Annotated in this window: 10 protein-coding genes; 5 read left to right on the forward strand and 5 right to left on the reverse strand. The window is 62.0% G+C overall.

The genetic code is table 11. From position 1 onward, the window contains the following. The first annotated feature begins 4 nt into the window (after positions 1-4). Positions 5-1,192 carry an FAD-dependent monooxygenase gene (locus AD666_RS22320; protein ID WP_053156919.1) on the forward strand — a complete coding sequence of 396 codons (1,188 nt, stop codon included), beginning with the start codon at positions 5-7 and terminating at the stop codon, positions 1,190-1,192. On the opposite strand, the gene AD666_RS26510 is transcribed toward AD666_RS22320, so the two are convergent. Then, on the reverse strand, positions 1,160-1,591 hold the full coding sequence (locus AD666_RS26510) for a hypothetical protein (RefSeq protein ID WP_156315977.1): 432 nt from the start codon (positions 1,589-1,591) through the stop codon (positions 1,160-1,162). The two genes, AD666_RS22320 and AD666_RS26510, sit on opposite strands and share 33 nt — an antisense overlap. A gap of 104 nt (positions 1,592-1,695) precedes the next feature. Between AD666_RS26510 and AD666_RS22325 the strand changes: the two genes are divergently transcribed. The 3 genes from AD666_RS22325 to AD666_RS22335 all read left to right on the forward strand — a co-directional run bounded on the left by AD666_RS22325 (position 1,696) and on the right by AD666_RS22335 (position 4,246). Then, complete coding sequence (locus AD666_RS22325) at positions 1,696-2,523, forward strand: helix-turn-helix transcriptional regulator (RefSeq protein ID WP_053158812.1); 828 nt, start codon at positions 1,696-1,698, stop codon at positions 2,521-2,523. Between the two features lie 85 nt (positions 2,524-2,608). Then, on the forward strand, positions 2,609-4,033 hold the full coding sequence (gene adeC / locus AD666_RS22330) for an AdeC/AdeK/OprM family multidrug efflux complex outer membrane factor (RefSeq protein WP_053156922.1): 1,425 nt from the start codon (positions 2,609-2,611) through the stop codon (positions 4,031-4,033). Positions 4,034-4,039: 6 nt separating this feature from the next. Further along, positions 4,040-4,246, forward strand: coding sequence for a hypothetical protein (locus AD666_RS22335; RefSeq protein ID WP_053156925.1), 207 nt, complete (start codon positions 4,040-4,042; stop codon positions 4,244-4,246). A gap of 34 nt (positions 4,247-4,280) precedes the next feature. Here the strand turns inward: AD666_RS22335 and hemN are convergent, their stop codons facing one another. From hemN to AD666_RS22350, 3 genes are all read right to left on the reverse strand, one after another. Beyond that, complete coding sequence (gene hemN, locus AD666_RS22340) at positions 4,281-5,669, reverse strand: oxygen-independent coproporphyrinogen III oxidase (protein WP_053156927.1); 1,389 nt, start codon at positions 5,667-5,669, stop codon at positions 4,281-4,283. Then, positions 5,666-6,988: a coproporphyrinogen III oxidase gene (locus tag AD666_RS22345; RefSeq protein ID WP_156315978.1), complete on the reverse strand. Its 1,323-nt coding sequence runs from the start codon at positions 6,986-6,988 to the stop codon at positions 5,666-5,668. Before AD666_RS22345 ends, hemN begins: the two co-directional genes overlap by 4 nt. Positions 6,989-7,081: 93 nt before the next feature. Beyond that, on the reverse strand, positions 7,082-7,525 hold the full coding sequence (locus tag AD666_RS22350; protein WP_053156931.1) for a CopD family copper resistance protein: 444 nt from the start codon (positions 7,523-7,525) through the stop codon (positions 7,082-7,084). A gap of 288 nt (positions 7,526-7,813) precedes the next feature. Between AD666_RS22350 and AD666_RS22355 the strand changes: the two genes are divergently transcribed. After that, positions 7,814-13,429, forward strand: coding sequence for a putative Ig domain-containing protein (locus tag AD666_RS22355; RefSeq protein ID WP_053156933.1), 5,616 nt, complete (start codon positions 7,814-7,816; stop codon positions 13,427-13,429). Between the two features lie 81 nt (positions 13,430-13,510). On the opposite strand, the gene AD666_RS22360 is transcribed toward AD666_RS22355, so the two are convergent. After that, on the reverse strand, positions 13,511-14,860 hold the full coding sequence (locus AD666_RS22360) for a TolC family outer membrane protein (protein ID WP_053156937.1): 1,350 nt from the start codon (positions 14,858-14,860) through the stop codon (positions 13,511-13,513). Between the last annotated feature and the right edge of the window lie 2 nt (positions 14,861-14,862).

Here is a 14,862-nt window from a genome sequence, read left to right on the forward strand (position 1 = left end):
CGACATGACTGAACCCAGGAAAGCCATCGTGGCAGGCGCCGGCATCGGTGGGCTGACCGCGGCCATCGCCCTGCAACGAGCAGGTTGGCAGGTCAGGGTCTTCGAAGCGGCCCAGACGCTCCGAACCGGCGGCACCGGATTGTCCATCATGGCCAATGCGATGGCGGCGCTGCACGCCATCGATGCCCACCTGCCCGTGGAACAGGCTGGCCAGGCAATCCGCCAGTTCTGCTTCAAGAGACAAAACGGCACGCCCATCACCCGCATGCCGATCCATGAGATCGGCGAACAACTGGGCCACCCCAGCGTGAATATCCAGCGCCCACTGTTGCTGCGCGCCCTCGCCGCGCAGCTCGCACCCGACACGCTGATCACCGGATTGCGTTGTGTGGGCTACGCCCATCGCCCGGACGGCGTGACAGTGCGGTTCGAGGATGGCAGCAGCCACGAGGCGGACCTGCTGATCGGCGCCGACGGCCTCAATTCGGTTGTCCGCCAGCAGATGCTCGGCGAGACGCCCACACGCGCCTCTGGCTATATCGCGTGGCTGGCGGTAACGCCCTTCAGCCATCCAGTGATGAGCGAAGGCTATGTGGCGCATTACTGGGGCCGTGGCAAACGCTTCGGGTTGTGTGACGTAGGGGGCGGCCAGGCGTACTGGTGGGGAACCTGCAACCACGATAATGCCGCGCACGCCGCCTTGAACGTCAATAAACAAGAGGTCCGGGCGACTTATGCCGGCTGGGCGCCGGAAGTCATGGCAGCCATCGAGGCCACCCCCGAGAATGCATTACTGAAAATGCACGCCCGGGATCGTCCTCCGGTCAAACAGTTCTGCGACGGGCACGTGGTGCTGCTGGGCGATGCAGCCCATCCGATGTTGCCCAGCCTGGGCCAAGGCGCGGCACAAGCGATCGAAGACGCGGTGGTACTGGCCGACCGGCTGGCGCAAACGCCGGACTTGCGCACCGCGCTGGCCCTCTACCAGGCGTATCGACTGCCCCGGGCCAACGGGATCGTCAACGCCGCTCGCTTCATGAGCGGTATCGAACAGGCCGAATCGGCGGTTGCCTGCTGGGTCAGGGAACTGTATTTCCGCCTGGTCCCGCAAAGCAGCTGGCGCAAGAAAAACCTCGACATCCTGTCATTCAAGGGCGGCTTACAGCCGATCCCTGACTACGTCAATGACTGAAATTGACTCACGCATAGACAAAAAATGAAAAAAAAATTCAAAATCCGACGGAGCCCTCCATAATTGGAACTCAGATTCCGGCCCCTGCTGTCCGGAACGATCCGCCGCAACACCGCCAAAAAACGGACAGGACGTCACTCGAATGAGCCCGATAGCTGCGCAGTTCATTGGTTTAATAAGGATTTTCGAATCGCAAAAAGCCTCTGCCAAACCGCCAGTGCGGAAACTGATTTCCGCACTGGCGGAATCTGGTCTGGTGTCGTCGGTCAGACAACGCCCCTCCCGCTCCACACGATGTCCCTGTTTTCCCTTACAGATTTTTCCTACATGAGAATGCTTAATAGTCCCACCAGCTGAATCGTTTTTCATGCGAATGGATTCACAGGTGATATTGATCAACAGGTATTAATCCAGAAAGGCTTCAGCATTTTGGGAAGCGGTCGGATTTTCCTCCGTCAACGATCACTGAAATGCAAAGCAGTTTCGATATGCAGGATAAGCATATGAATCGACATGCGGTTTTTGGAGGTGCGCAAAACACGCACATCTACGCAGAGCTAGGAAGGCTGATTTCAAGTGTCGGACACGAGAGTTTCTTGACCAACATGCACCAGCTGATCGAAGCATCGGTGCCTGTCAGTCGACTCGAACTGAGCGAATGGACAGTTGACGATACTCAGACGAGCGTTCTCGATGTGCAGTTGCTAGGGGACGCGGGCCTGCAAAAAAGCCCCGAGATGCAATCCGTCTGTCCCACCACCGCGGTCCAGCGCAACGACCACCCCCTGGTGAAACGGGTGCTGGAAGTAGACGACGCCCTGCTGATCCACCTGGGCGCCAGGATGAAGGACGAAAGGGGTAACACCTGCCTCGGTACGTCCCACCAATGCAGCCTGATTTCCCGTAAAGGCAACCGCCGTTGCGTGATCTCGCTGCACCGACCGCAACTGCACCGTGACTTTTCCCTTCAGGAACTGTCCTTTCTGAAATACCTCTCCGAAACCTTGCTGCCACTGGCGGAGCGCCATGCCCATCTCAATCGCCAGTCAAGCGTCAAGGCCCCCGGCGGTGCTTCGGGTCACTCGCTCAATGCCGCGGAGCAAACGCAACTGCAGCGTGATTTCGATGAACGGTTGAGCCCGTGCGACGTCACCCTGTCGGTGCGGGAAAAAGAAGTCTGCCTGGGGCTTCTGGCCGGTGGCACGGTTCCGGAGATCGCGGAAAAACTCCAGGTCAAGAACAGCTCCATCGAAACCTACCTCAAGCGTGCCGCAGCCAAGCTTGGCGTCAGCGGGCGGCACGGGCTGGCGAAATGGATGATCGGATCATGACGAACCGGCGCGCAAGGCCGCTGCCCCGACAGACCCCGCCTGCCCGTGCCAACGGGGCTTGAGCAGGCACTATTGAGACAGGTCGATGCATAAATTCTTGAGCCCTCTGACAGCCGCCACCTTGCTGCTCGGCGGCTGTTCGCTGATTCCGGACTACCAGCGCCCCGCGGCCCCTGTCGCCGCGCAGTATCCGCAAACGTCGGCCTATGCTCCGGCACTATCAGGACCTGTCGCGGCCGACCAGGGCTGGCGCGACCTGTTTCGTGATCCGGCGCTGCAACAACTCATCGAGAGCGCACTGCGCAACAACCGCGACTTGCGCGTGGCGGCCCTGAACGTCCAGGCCTACCAGGCGCAATACCGGATCCAGCGTGCAGATCTGTTCCCGGCAGTCAGTGCCACCGGCGCCGGTTCGCGCCAGCGGGTGCCCGCCAGCATCACACAGACCGGCGATTCCGCAATCAGCAGTTCGTACTCCGCCACGCTGGGCATCAGCGCTTATGAACTCGACCTGTTCGGACGCATCCGCAGCCTCAGCGACCAGGCCTCGCTCGTCTACCTGTCCAGTGAAGAAGCCCGTCGCAGCACCCAGCTGAGCCTGGTAGCCAGTGTCGCCAGCGCCTACCTGACCTGGCGTGCCGATCAGGAATTGCTGGCGCTGACCCGCGACACCCTCCAATCCTTCGAACAGAGCCTGCGCCTGACAGAGCGCAGCAATCAGGTCGGCACCGCCTCGGCCCTGGACCTGAGCCAGTCGCGAACCTCGGTGGAAAGCGCCAGGGCCAGCCTCGCCAAGTTCCAGCGCCAGGTGGCCCAGGACTTCAACAACCTCACCCTGCTGGTCGGCGCATCGGTCGCCGATGACCTGCCTGCCCGGGCATTGTCGGAGGACTTGCTGGCCGAAGTCCCAGCGGGCCTGCCTTCGGACTTGCTGCAACGGCGACCGGATATCCTCGAGGCCGAATACCTGCTGCAATCGGCCAACGCCAACATCGGGGCCGCCCGTGCCGCGTTCTTCCCGAGCATCAGCCTGACCGCCAACGCCGGCAGTTCGAGCAACGAGTTGTCGGGATTGTTCAAGGGGGGATCGGGCACTTGGCTGTTCCAACCCCAGATCAACCTGCCGATTTTCAATGCGGGCAGCCTGCGGGCGAGCCTGGATTATTCGAAGATCCAGAAAGACATTCGTGTATCGCAGTATGAAAAATCGATCCAGACCGCCTTCCAGGAAGTATCCGATGGCCTGGCGGCCCGCAAGACCTATAAGGACCAGCTGATCGCACAGAACGATCTAGTACAGGCCAACCAGGACTATTACAGGCTGGCGGAGCGCCGGTACCGTATCGGCGTCGACAGCAGCCTGACGTTTCTCGATGCACAACGTTCGCTGTTCAGCGCCCGCCAGACGCTTATCGTCGATCGTTTGGCCCAGTTGCTCGCCGAAGTCAACCTGTACAAGGCGCTGGGTGGGGGTTGGCTCGAACGCACACAGACACTGACTGCGAGGTGACTGATGATGGGTACATTCGAACCCGGAACGCTGGTTCGCTTACGCTCGGGAGGCAAGACCATGGTGGTCAAGCACGCCTCGTCCATCTCCCAACTGCCCGACACCCTGCTACTCCTGTGCGAGTACCGGGCCAAGAAACGCCTGGTACAGGGATTCTATGCGATACGCGACCTGATCCCGGCCTCCGTGGACCCTGGCGGCGAAAACACCTGAGGGAATTAGAGACCCTCCCCCGCACGGCTTGTGGTCAGACCGTTCGCGAATACTGGACCGTCGGGGCCACCTCCAGATAGGCATCGAAGGCCATCGCGACGCTGCGCATCATCAACTGCCCCTGGGGCAGCAGCACCAGTGTGTCGGGATGGATCTGCACCAGTTGGTCGCGTACCTGCTCTTGAAGCCGGACCAGCGCATCGGCGAAGTAGTCGGTGAAACGAACGCCATGGACGGCCTCGATGCGGGCGAAGTCGATCCTCCCATGACACATCAACTCACTGATGACTTCGCGCCGCACACAGTCGTCGGCGCTCAGGCGATAGCCACGCTGCACCGGCAGCAGCCCCTGCTCCAGGCGCGCGTAGTATTGGGAAAGCTCCTTGACGTTCTGGTTATAGCTGTCGTCGACCTTGCCGATTGAAGAGACCCCGAGACCGATCAGGTCACAATCGGCATGGGTCGAGTAGCCCTGGAAATTGCGCTGCAAGGTGCCTTCGGCTCGTGCACGCACCAGTTCATCGTCCGGCAGGGCGAAGTGGTCCATGCCGATGTAGACGTAACCGGCCTCGGTCAGGCGATTGATGGTCAGCTCCAGCAGCTCCAGCTTGCGCTCCGGTGGCGGCATGTCTTCCGGCCGGATCATCCGTTGCGCCCTCACCCGCTGCGGCAGGTGCGCGTAGCTGTAGGCGGCGATCCGGTCGGGACGCAGCGCGATGATCTTGCTCAGGGTAACGTCGAAACTGGCGACGGTTTGCAATGGCAGGCCGTAGATCAAATCGACACTGACCGACTTGAAGCGCGCCAGACGGGCGGCCTCCACCAATTGCGCAACCTGCGCTTCGCTTTGCACCCGATTCACCGCGGCCTGCACCTGGGCATCGAAATCCTGAACACCGAAGCTCAGACGGTTGAACCCCAATTGCCGCAAGCCCCGCACCCGTTCGGCACCGATGGTGCGCGGGTCGACCTCGATGGAGAATTCATGGGCGTCGCTGTCATCCATGTCGAAGGCCTGGCGCAGGCAGCCCATCAGATCGGCCAGTTGTTCATGGGACAGGTAGGTCGGAGTACCACCGCCCAGGTGAAGTTGGGTCAGCTTGCGCGAGCGGTCGAACAACGCTGCCTGCAAGGCGATTTCCCGCTTGAGGTACGTCAGGTATTCGGCCGCGCGGTGGGTCTTGCGGGTAATGATCTTGTTGCACGCGCAGTAATAGCAAAGGCTTTGGCAGAACGGGATATGGATGTACACCGATAACGGCTTGGGGATCGGTGCCTGGTTGCTGCGCTGGGCCGCCTGGCGATACTCATCCATGGCAAATGCCTGATGGAACTGCGGCGCGGTGGGATAGGACGTGTAGCGTGGCCCCGGACGGTCGTATTTCTCGACCAGGGCGCGGTTGAAACCGGAGGGGGCATTCATGGTGGATTCAGTTCTCGAAAAGTCGGGTCAAGTATCGGGTCGAAGGGCGCCGTTCCGGCCTCGTCCGGACGGGGGTCGAACAGTTCGCAGATCGCGTCCACGTCCAGTCGTCCGGCCGGCAGGATGCCGATGAAGCGGCTCGACAATTCGATCGATCCCTTGGCATGCAAGGTTTGCAGTTGCGGCCAGATCGAGGCGAAGTGTTCGCGAAAATCCAGCCCGAAACGTGCCTCGATGGCGGGGATATCCAGCTCCAGGTCACAGGCCAGGTGTTCGGTCACCGTCGCGCGGATCCGGTCCTGGGCTTCGCAACGCCAGCCACGCCAGACCGGTAGCTGTCCGGCGTCCAGTTGCTGGCGGTACTGCAGCAGGTCCTCGGTGTTCTGTACGTAAAGATGTTCGATCTGAGAGACGGCCGCCAGCCCGAACCCCACATGATCGCAACAACCGTGTCGGGTAAACCCTTGGCAATTGCGATGCAGCCGTCCATGTTCCTGGGCAACCGCCAGGTCATCGTCGGCCCTGACGAACTGCCCTTGGCCGATGTAGTGATAACCCGCTTCGAGCAACTGTTCGCAGCAGATCCGCGCCATGGCGTCCTTGTCGGACTGGCTACAAAAGGCTTCCACCGCTCCGGCGTTGACCGAACGGTAGCGCCAGGGCGCTCTGGCGTAATCGAACACATGCAAGCGATCCGGCTCCAGTTCGATCAACGTCGCCAATTTCACGGCAAAACTGCGGGGCGTTTGCCAGGCATGACCATAGCCGAGGTCGATGTTGACCGAGCGAAAACCGAAGGTTCGCGCCGCGTCGATCAGCGAATGGATCGGGGCCGGGTTCTGATAGCAGTCCACCGCCATGTCCCGGTCGACGCCCATGTCGGGCACACCGATGCTGACATGGGTGAAACCCTGGTCGCGTATCAAACCCATGGTTGCCCAGTCGGTGTGGTGCAGGTCCACTTCGATGCTATGGTCGCCGCTCTCGGAAAAGTCAAAGCGCTTGCGCAGATCGCCCATCAGTTGCTGCAAATGAGCGATCACCGGCGTCCCTCCGGTCAGCCAGAACTGCTCGACCCTGCGGCCTGCCCCCAGATGACAGCCGACCAGGCCCATCTCGTACTTCAGGCGTTGCAGATAAACGTCGATTTCGGCGCATCGGCAGACGCTGGCCAGTGGCGAGCAGGACGCCAGCCTCAAACGCGACGGCAGGTGCACCGACAGCGACAACGGCCGGCACTTGCGACGACTGTCGCGCAACCCTCGGAGCAGGTCGAGGGAGCCGACACCTCCGTGGAATTTATGAAACAGGTCGAACATGACAATCTCCGAGTGGTTGCCGGGACATTGTCCGTCTTGAGCCAGCCCCTCACCTTGACCTGTATCAAGCGCCCGGAACCCCACACCATCGGCTTACCAGGCGACGTAGAACATGGCCTTGGCCAGCAGCACGATTGCCACCAGATGCAGGAACACGCGGGTATGGATGATCCGGACATAACGGGCATTCATCCGACCGCGCCTGAACAGCCACATGGCCCAGAGAAAATGTCCCAGTACGCTGCCTGCCAGAAGAATCTTCAGCCCCAGCAACAAACCGAACGATGAGTGCATGGGCGATATCAGCGCGGGCCAGTAGCGCAGCCAGACCATTGCAACGCCCGCCCCGAACAGCACCAGCAACACCCAAGGCATCAATTGCCGCGCTCGCTGGCTGATACCCTGTTCCAACAGCACCATGACCTTGGCGGGCAGTTGCTTGCGGATGCTCTCCAGGAACAGCACTTCGAAAAACACCGTGCCGACGAAGACCAGCGCGGCGAACAGGTGCAACGTCAGAAACAGCGGATAACTCATGGGGGATTCTTCACCGGCGGAGGGTTTATCCCGAGGCTACCGCGTGCCCCCGTCATCCCCATTTGATGCCAGTCAACAAAGTCCTGAATACCTGCTCCCACAGGTCATGCGTCAACAGAACGTTATTTTCCAATCCGTAGTTCCCGACCGCTGATCCGTTAGTTCAGCTTTTTGACACTTCTCCCGATGTGCGGTCACAACTTTCCCGCTCCGCCGGGTCCTAACTCCGTGGTCGCCGATGGAATATTGGCATTTACCGTGGTTCCAGCCCGATACGGAGATAAGCTCATGATTTTCAACGTACAAAATTTTGGCGCCAAAGGAGACGGTATTACCGATGACACCGCAGCCATCCAGGCTGCGATCGATGCGGCGGCCGCCGCCGGCGGGGGCCAGGTGTATATGCCCACCGGGACCTACATTGTTTCGGGAGGCGAGGAACCGTCCGACGGTTGCCTGATGCTCAAGAGCAACGTCTATCTGTACGGCGACGGCATGGGCGACACCACGGTCAAGCTGGCCGATGGCTCCGACACCAAGATCACCGGCATCATCCGCTCGGCCTATGGCGAGGAAACCCACGATTTCGGCGTCAGCAATCTCACCATCGACGGCAACCGCGACAGCACCACCGGCAAGGTCGACGGTTGGTTCAATGGATACATACCAGGCGAAGAAGGCTATGACTCCAACGTCACGATCGACAGCGTCGAGATCAAGGACTGCTCCGGATACGGCTTCGACCCCCACGAGCAGACCGTCAACATGGTCATCAAGAACAGCGTGTCCCATGGCAACGGCCTGGACGGCTTCGTGGCGGATTTCCTCAGCGACAGCACCTTCGAAAACAACGTCGCCTACAACAACGACCGCCACGGATTCAACGTCGTCACCAGCACCCATGATTTCACCCTGACCAACAACATCGCCTACGACAACGGCGGCAACGGCATCGTGGTCCAGCGCGGCAGCGAGGACATCCCCTCCCCCAGCAACATCACCATCACGGGGGGCGAGGTCTATGGCAACGGTGCCGAAGGCGTGCTGATCAAGCTGTCCAGCGAAGTCGACGTCACCGGCGTGGACATCCATGACAACGCCAGCGCCGGGATCCGCATATACGGCAGCAACCACGTCGACATTATCGACAACACCCTGAACAACAACGCCCTCGGCGGCGCCGTACCGGAAATCATCATCCAGTCCTACGACGACACCCTGGGCGTCTCCGGCAAATACTTCAACGGCAGCGACAACCTCATCCAGGGCAACCTCATCAGCGGCAGTGACCTGTCGACCTACGGGGTAGCCGAACGCAACGAGGACGGCACGGATCGCAACGCCATCATCGCCAACACCATCAGCCACACCAGCAAGGGCGCCACGCTGGTCTATGGTGATGGCAGCTACGTCAGCGCCACGGTGCCGATGACCACCGTGCAAGGCACGGCCGGCAACGATACCCTGCTGGGCAGCAGCGCCAGCGAGATTTTCTACGGCGGCGCGGGCAATGACACCATCAATGGCGGCGCCGGCGGCGACATCCTGGTGGGCGGCGCGGGCGTCGATAAACTCACCGGTGGTACCGGCGCCGATACCTTCCGCTTCGCCAGCCAGTCAGACAGCTACCGTAACGCCACGTCCAGCTTCGATGACACGATCACCGATTTCGACGTCACCCAGGACAAGATCGACCTCGCCGACCTGGGCTTCACCGGCCTGGGCAATGGCCGTGGCGGCACCCTGCAGGTCAGCTACAGCGCCACCAGCGACCGCACCTACATCAAGGACTACGATGCCGATGCCAGTGGCAATCGCTTCGAACTGATTCTGTCCGGCAACCTGGCCAGCACCCTGACCGCCAGCAATTTCATCTTCAATCGCGTGGTCACCGGCACCAGCGGCAACGACTCGCTGACGGGCAGCGATGCGGCCGACACCCTGCTCGGCCTGGCGGGCAACGACAGCCTCAGCGGCGTTGCGGGCGATGACAAGCTCGATGGCGGTGCCGGCATGGACACGTTGACTGGCGGTGCCGGAGCGGACACGTTCGTGTTCTCCAACCGCCTGGACAGCTACCGCAATTACAACACCGGAGGCGCCAACCTCGGCGACCTGATCACCGATTTCAACGTGGCCTCCGACAAGATCGACCTCTCTGCGATGGGCTTTACCGGGCTGGGTGACGGCAAGAACGACACCGTGTACCTGGTGCTCAACAGCGCCGGTACCAAAACCTATATCAAGTCCCTCACCGCCGATGCCAATGGCAACCGCTTCGAAGTGGCGTTGGACGGCAACTACCTCAACACGCTGACCAGCGCCAATTTCGTGTTCGCCACCTCGTCCCCGACCAACCAGGCCCCCGTGGTGGCGACGCCGCTGCTGGACCAGAACGCAACGGAAAAAACGCCATTCAGCTACGTGGTACCGGCTACCAGCTTCAGCGACCCGGACAACGACAGCCTCAGCTACACCGCCAAACTGGCCGATGGCAGCGCACTGCCCAGCTGGCTGGTGTTCGATGCGGCCACCCGCACTTTCAGCGGCACGCCCAGCGACACGGCATCGGGCACCTACGCCATCCAGGTCACCGCGACCGACGGCAGCAATGCCAGCGTCAGCGACAGTTTTACCCTGGCCGTGCAGGATGCGCCCGCCGCCCCCATCGTGATCAACGGCACGCCGAACAACGACACGCTTACCGGCACCGCGGCCAACGAGCAACTGTTCGGGGGCGCCGGCAACGACACGCTCAACGGCGGCGCTGGTAATGACATCCTGGTGGGTGGCACCGGCGTGGACAAACTCACCGGCGGCGCGGGCGCCGATGTATTCCGCTTCACCTCCAGACTCGACAGCTACCGCACCAGTTCGACCAGCGTCAGTGACCAGATCCTGGACTTCGATGTGGCCGCCGACAAGATCGACGTCTCGACACTTGGCTACACCGGTCTGGGCAACGGCCTCAATGGCACGTTGCAAGTGACCTACAGCTCCTCGACCAACCGGACCTACCTCAAGGACCTGACCGTCGATGCCAACGGCAACCGCTTCGAAGTCTCACTGGCGGGCAACCTGCTCAATAGCCTGACCGCCTCCCATTTCGTCTTCGCCGACCAGAACACGCCAAGCAACGTCGCGCCGGTGGTGACGATTCCATTGCTCGACCAGACGGCCAGTGAAAACACGCCGTTCAGCTACACCGTGGCCCATGACAGCTTCACCGACGCCAACCAGGATGTTCTGACCTACACCGCGACCCTCGCCGACGGCAGCGCCCTGCCCTCGTGGCTGAAATTCAACGCCACCAGCCTGAGCTTCAGCGGCACGCCCACCAGCACCGCCGCGGGCAGCTACGACGTGCTGGTGAAGGCCACCGACCCCTCGGGTGCCTCGGTCAGCGACAACTTCGCCCTGGTGGTGGCCGACGCCCCCGCCAACACCGTCACCGGAACCAACAACGCCGAAACCCTCAATGGCACGGCAGGCGCGGACTTGATACTCGGACTGGGTGGCAACGACACGATCAAGGCCGCTGCCGGCGCGGACATCGTCGATGGCGGTGCCGGACGGGATTCGCTGTACGGCGGCGATGGTGCCGACACCTTCCGCTACAGCAATGTGCTCGACAGCTACCGCGACTACGACACCGGCGGTGTCACGGCCACTGACACGGTCTATGACTTCACCGTGGGCATGGACAAGATCGACGTGTCCAGCCTGGGCTTCACCGGCCTCGGCGATGGCAGCAACGGCACGCTCTACATGACGTTGAACTCGGCGGGCGACAAAACCTACATCAAGTCCGCCGAGGCCGACGCCGACGGCAACCGCTTCGAAATCGCCCTCAACGGCAACTACCTCAACACCCTGACCGCCAACGACTTCGTCTTCGGCGAGCGCGCCCAGCAGGACATTCTCTATCTGCCGACCCTCGGCCAATCCAATGCGCGGCTACTGCGCATGACCGAGGACGACGATCAATCCGGCACGTCAATGCTGGTCAACGACCTGGACAGGTACACGACCTATGACGTGCGCAGCCAGTTCACCGATGCCGACGGCAATGGCATCGACATCGCGGTGGGTGGCAGCACAGTCAACGGCCTGTCGACCCTGGGCCCCGACGAACTGAAGCTGTGCTGGTGGCTGACCGATACCAACCAACCCGGACCGGCGCTGTTGCGTGCCGTGACGTTGTTGCGCGACCAGCTCACCGAACTCAAGGCCATCGACAACGTCACCATGGGCATCATCTGGGGCCAGGGCGAGGAAGCCGCCCAGGAAATCGCCCGCTCGACGGACAAAGCGGCAGCCGCCGCAGCCTACAAGGCGGCAACCCTGAAAGTGTTCGACTACTTGCATGCCCAGTTCGGCAATTTCAACGTGTACCTGATGGAGACCGGTCACTACGAGCAGGATGCGGCGCGTGCCCGGGGTTATTCCGAAGAGAAAATCGCCGCCATCGTCGACGGAGTGGGTTATGTCCGTGCCGCCCAGGAGGCCATCGCCGCCGAGCGCGCGGATGTCAAGCTGGCGGTGGACTACACCGACCTGCCCCTGCGCTACGAAGTCGATCCGCTGGTGTACCCGGATGATGTCTGGCATCTGCACGAGGAGTCGGCGGAAATCGTCGGCCAGCGCCTGGCGGACTACATTGCCGATGACCTGGGCTTCCAGGGCAACCCCAACGACAACAACAGTGTGCAGGACATTTTCGACAACGCCCAGAATGAAGGCGGGATGATTGTCGGCACCGACCAGGCGGATACCCTGGTGGGCAGTTCCGGCAACGATACGCTGGACGGTGACCTGGGTGCCGACACCCTGACCGGGGGCGATGGCAACGATATCTACATCGTCGATAACGCCTTCGACAGCGTGGTGGAGACCAACACTTCGACCTCGCAGATCGATACGGTACAGGCATCGGTCAGTTGGACCCTGGGCGCCAACCTCGAGAACCTGGTGCTCACCGGCGTCTCGGACATCGACGGCACCGGCAATGAGCGACGCAACTTCATCACCGGCAACGCCGCCAACAACGTGCTCGATGGCGCCGCCGGAGCCGACAGCACCAGTGGCGGCGACGGCGATGACACGTACTACGTGGACAATGCCAGCGACACCGTGATCGAGACCAACGCCAATGCGTTGACCGGCGGGGTCGATAGCGTCCACAGCAGCCTCGCGGCCTACACCCTCGCCAACAACGTCGAGAACCTGTACATCGCTGGCGCCGGCGCGGCCAATGGCACGGGCAACGCGCTGGACAACACCCTGTTCGCGGGTGCCGGCGACAATGTGCTGGACGGGCGTGACGGCAACGACACTGCATCATTCGAACGTGCCCTGGCGGGCGTCACCGTGACCCTTTCGACGTCCTCGCAACAGAACACCGTGGGCTCGGGCCTCGATACCTTGAAGTACATCGAGAACCTGACCGGCAGTGCCTACGCCGACACCCTGACCGGCAACAGCGCCGGGAACATCCTGAACGGTGGCGCGGGCAACGACGTGCTGGTGGGCGGCTCGGGGGATGACCGGCTGATCGGCGGCGCGGGCACCGACAACCTGAGCGGTGGCACCGGCGCCGATACCTATGCGTTTTCGGCGTTGTCGGAGATGGGCGTGGGTGCGTTGCGCGATGTGATCAGCGGCTTCAAGAGCACGGAGCTGGACCACCTGGACTTGACCGGCCTGGACGCCAACCCGCTGACCGCCACCGTCGACACTTTCACGTTCATCGGCAGCAATGCCTTCGACGCCACCAACGCCACCGGCCAACTGCGCTTTGTCGATGGCATCCTCTACGGCAGCGTCGACGCCGACGCCACGGCGGAGTTCGAGTTCGAACTGGTCGGCGTCAAGGAGTTGCATGCCAGTGACTTTACCGCCTGAGGAGGTTTGGACCGGCGAGGCCCGAGGCAGCTGACCCACCGCTATCGCGGGCGAGCCTTGCCCGCGATGGCGATAGCTGACTCAGAAAAGCGCTTGCACCTGTTCCAGTACAGCACGACTCATCTGCCCGGTGTGGGTGTGCAGGCTCACGTAGCTTTGCAGCATATCGAGCTTGGTGTTGAGCAGATCTCGACGGGCCTGGAAGACCCGTTGCTGAGCGTCGAGGATGTCGACAGTGGAGCGCACGCCACCCTGGAAGCCTTTTTCCGTCGAGGTCAGCGCCCGCTGGTTGGATTCCACCGCCCGTTGCATGGCCTTGCTCTTGGCAAACCCGGCCACCACGCCCTGGTAATCGGTTTCGATATCCTCCGCCAGTTGTTGGCGTTGCACGTCGTAGTCCGACTGGGCACCGGCCAGTTGCGCCTCGGCCTTGGCCACCGAAGCCCGTACCGCGCCGCCGCGGTACAGCGGAATATCCAGCTGCACTCCCACGTAGTAGGTATCCTGGCGTGGATCGAGCTCCTGGTACTGGCGGGTTTCCCGACGGGTCAATTGGGTGGTGAGGGACAAGGTCGGATAGTGCCCGGCACGCTGGCTGTCGGCCTGCGCCTCGGCCACTTTCACCGCCGCCAGCCGGGCTGCCAGCTCGGGGCTGGCTTCACGGGCGATGGCCGTCCAGTAACGCAGGTCCTGCTCCGGCGGGATCGGGCTGCTGGCGGCAAGCTCCTCGCGCATCGGCAGAATGTCATCGATAGGCACGCTGGCACGCCCCGACAACGCCCGCAACGCCGCCACCCGACGCGCCTGGGCCTCGGCTTCCTGGGCCTCCACCAGATCGAGCCGCGCCTGGGCCTCGTCGATGTCGGTGATCGCCCCCTGCCCTCCCTGGAACAGCTTTTTGCTCTGCGTGACCAATCCATTGATGGCGGCTTTCTGCTGGGCGATCAGCTTGATCTCGTTCTCGGCCCGGGCGACGTCGAAATAACCCTTGGCGACCCGGTCATACAGGGTCTGCCCGGCCACATCGAACACTTGGCTGCCCAGTCGCCCCCGTGCCTTGCCCTCCTGATAAGCGGCCCAGCGCCCCTTGTCATAGAGCGGTTGTTGCGCCACCAGGGACACGTTATTGGCCTGGTAGTCGTTGCTGTTGACATAACCGCTGTCGTCGCCGCCATCGGTACGTCCACCGTAGCCATAGCGTGAAGTCAGGGACACTTGCGGATAGAGCCCGCCTCGCCCGATGGCTTCTTCATGCCGGGAAGCCTCGAAAGCATGGGCCGCCGACTGCACGGTCGGATCGTTGAGCCGTGAAGCATCGTACGCGGCGGTCAGGCTCAGCCCTGCCTCGGCGCCCCAGGAGGGGCTGATCACCGCCCAACCGGTGCACAGACTCAACAACATCCGGGCGCGATAAAGACAACGGTGGGTCATGC

This window comes from Pseudomonas sp. Pf153 (assembly GCF_001269775.1).
GTDB classification, from domain to species: Bacteria; Pseudomonadota; Gammaproteobacteria; order Pseudomonadales; family Pseudomonadaceae; genus Aquipseudomonas; species Aquipseudomonas uvaldensis.

Bases quoted from the DNA above. Each gene is read 5' to 3' on its own strand.
- adeC (WP_053156922.1), top strand. From the start codon at position 2,609: ATGCATAAATTCTTGAGCCCTCTGACAGCCGCCACCTTGCTGCTCGGC.
- AD666_RS22335 (WP_053156925.1), top strand. From the start codon at position 4,040: ATGGGTACATTCGAACCCGGAACGCTGGTTCGCTTACGCTCGGGAGGC.
- hemN (WP_053156927.1), bottom strand. From the start codon at position 5,669: ATGAATGCCCCCTCCGGTTTCAACCGCGCCCTGGTCGAGAAATACGAC.
- AD666_RS22360 (WP_053156937.1), bottom strand. From the start codon at position 14,860: ATGACCCACCGTTGTCTTTATCGCGCCCGGATGTTGTTGAGTCTGTGC.
- AD666_RS22345 (WP_156315978.1), bottom strand. From the start codon at position 6,988: ATGTTCGACCTGTTTCATAAATTCCACGGAGGTGTCGGCTCCCTCGAC.
- AD666_RS22355 (WP_053156933.1), top strand. From the start codon at position 7,814: ATGATTTTCAACGTACAAAATTTTGGCGCCAAAGGAGACGGTATTACC.
- AD666_RS22320 (WP_053156919.1), top strand. From the start codon at position 5: ATGACTGAACCCAGGAAAGCCATCGTGGCAGGCGCCGGCATCGGTGGG.
- AD666_RS22325 (WP_053158812.1), top strand. From the start codon at position 1,696: ATGAATCGACATGCGGTTTTTGGAGGTGCGCAAAACACGCACATCTAC.
- AD666_RS22350 (WP_053156931.1), bottom strand. From the start codon at position 7,525: ATGAGTTATCCGCTGTTTCTGACGTTGCACCTGTTCGCCGCGCTGGTC.